3 protein-coding genes are annotated in these 2,638 nt (G+C 52.5%); all 3 read left to right on the forward strand.

Annotation, left to right across the window (positions count from 1 at the left end; translation table 11 throughout):
- Positions 1-238: hypothetical protein (locus MK185_17710; protein ID MCH2042467.1), on the forward strand; the 238-nt coding region annotated here is incomplete at its 5' end.
- Positions 239-325: 87 nt separating this feature from the next.
- Positions 326-1,105 (forward strand): PEP-CTERM sorting domain-containing protein, encoded by a 780-nt coding sequence (locus MK185_17715; protein ID MCH2042468.1) that lies wholly within the window; start codon positions 326-328, stop codon positions 1,103-1,105.
- A gap of 238 nt (positions 1,106-1,343) precedes the next feature.
- The coding region (locus tag MK185_17720) for a hypothetical protein (protein MCH2042469.1) at positions 1,344-2,638 on the forward strand (1,295 nt) is incomplete at its 3' end.

Raw genomic sequence — 2,638 nt, forward strand, 5'->3', positions numbered from 1 at the left:
AGGGCCGCGCACTACGAACGTCGAAGCCGGCCAAGGCACCTGGCGGACCGAGATTCCGGCGATGGGAATTCAGAAATCAGATCAGTTAGGTCGGGAAATGGAGAAAAACCTCGCAGCGCTAGACACTGGGGAAAACGCAACGTTTTATAATCGCGACACTTTTATAATGGAAAAAACAGGGCAGCAACGGGAACAATGTTCGCGAAAATGGCATCTTTTAAGTAGACTTTACGGATAGTGAGGATTAAAATGGTCGCGAGGGGATAGTAGCGGCAGGGTGCTCTTCGTCGCTGCAAATGCGCTGGGCAACCAGGGAGATTTGATAATGCTGTGGGTAAAAAATTCCAGTTGGTTGCTCGTAGCTGGCGCGATGGTCTTGCTTTCATCGATCCCAGCCGAGGCGATCGAGATCTACCCTGAAATCTACTTGGATACTACTGGAAGCTCTTCTCCGCCCGATCTCCACAATGCGTCCATCGGCCGAGGTGTATCTAGCTATTTTTATGATGACCACGGTAATCTCGTGGAACTCTATACCTGGACACTGGATGATCCAACCTACGTTGAAAACGCACGGATCGAATCCTGGGAGATGAAGTACAAGGTCGATCCCTATGTGATCAGCAATCTTAACGTTACCAACACTTCGAGCACCGACCAAACGTTCAACGTGAGTACCTTGCTGGGCATTCCTGACTTCACCTATGACAGGGTCATCAACTCTTCAGTGGGCGTCACGGCCACTGACTCTAATGGGGACGGCCACCTCTATTTCGATGCTGCTACTGGGTCGACCGTCTACGATGGCCTAGTGAACGGGAGCTCCATTCTGACCATGGATCCTAATAATCCCGACTCGCTTCCCCTGTCGACGGCCAGCTCCACCTGCGGTGGTGCGGGGTGTTCGGTTATCAGCAACAGCTACGTCAGCTCTCTCGTAGTGACCAGCGATGTGGCAAACTCCATCGGCCTGGGCCTTGGCTTCATTCTTAGCCCAGGCGATTCCGCTGCGATCACCAGCCGTTTTGAGATTATTCCTGAACCTAGTACAGGTCTCCTGCTTGCTCTGGGCCTGATGGCCCTAGGTCTGCGACGGCACGGCTGAACCAGCTCCGTTGGCTAAGCATCAGCTCGTTGCATTCGGTTTTCATTGTTCCGACTTGCGAAATCTGACCTGGCCGGTTTTGGCACCTACCATGAACACTGCCAGTGGGCCACAAGAAGAGTTGGGCTAAATCTGCTCGGTAACTATTAGCTGATTGACGGCCATGCCCTTGCCGGCCGCCTTCGACTGCTTGTTTCTGGCTGGGATCGCTGGAGTGGATGCGTAGGAAAGTCAGCTGATGAAAAGATTTGTTCTCTCACTCTTTCTAGGTGGGCTTCTCAGCCTTGGCGCACTACCGCCAGGTGCTTCGCCGGCAGACACCACAATTGATGTGGGCGAAACGCTCACCAACCCGGCTGCCACCACGCTCACCAATGACAACCTGCTTACCATTAACGGCACCTTAAACAATAACGGCACGCTGGATAACAATGATGGGGTCGACAACGCTGGCACTCTCAACAACAACGGCACGTTCAATAACAACGCCACCGGCGTATTCGGCACTGCTGGCACGGTCAACAACGACGACACGTTTACCAACGACGGCACCATCAGCATCGCCAGTGGCGGTGAGTTCAATACCCGCATCGGGTCTGCGCTCACCAACAACAGCGATATTCTTATTCAAAGTGGCGGCGTACTGAATATCGTGAGCGGAGCCGAGGCAGACAATGAGGCAAATATCTATGTCAGCGGCACGCTCAACAACAATCAATCCTTCGACAACGGCAGTCTAAGCAGCTCATCGGCTTTATTGCAGATCCATTCAGGTGGCGTAGTAAACACTGACTTTTCTTTTATTAACTATGGCGACACCACTATCGACGCAGGTGGCTTGCTGCACATCGACACCGCCGGTGGCCTGTACAATTACAGCAATCAGTCCATCATCACCAACAATGGCACGTTCCAGAACGAAAACGAGCTAACTCTTTACAGCTCAAGCGACTTCCAAAACAACAGCAGCCTGGTGAATAGCGGCACAATCTACAGCTACAACAATTCCACGCTGAACAATAACAACGGTGCCACGCTGACCAACAACACTTACATAGACAATCGGGCTACGCTAATTAACCAAGGCACCGTCGAAAACAATAACCAGACTTTCGGCATAGACAATCGAGACCAGATCACTAACGAAAACATCTTCAACAATGCCGGTCTACTCAGCAACCGAGACGGCGCTACGCTCGACAACTCCGGCACACTCACCAACGACCACGGCATATCCAACTACGACGGTGCGACACTAAACAACACTGGCACGATAATCAACGCGTCGGGCGCTGCAATTTCCAACGCCGGTGAATTTAACATTGCCGTCGGCGGGTTGCTAGAAAACGAAAGTGGCGGCATGGTCGACAATACATCCGCTGACTTTAATGTCGCCGGCGACCTGGATAACCAAGCAGGCGCCACACTGACCAATGACAGTGTGATTACAGTTGCGGCCACCGGCGTATTCGGCACTGCTGGCACGGTCAACAACGACGACACGTTTACCAACGACGGCACCATCAGCATCGC

It is taken from the genome of Saccharospirillaceae bacterium (genome assembly GCA_022448365.1).
Classification (GTDB): domain Bacteria; phylum Pseudomonadota; class Gammaproteobacteria; order Pseudomonadales; family Oceanobacteraceae; genus Bacterioplanoides.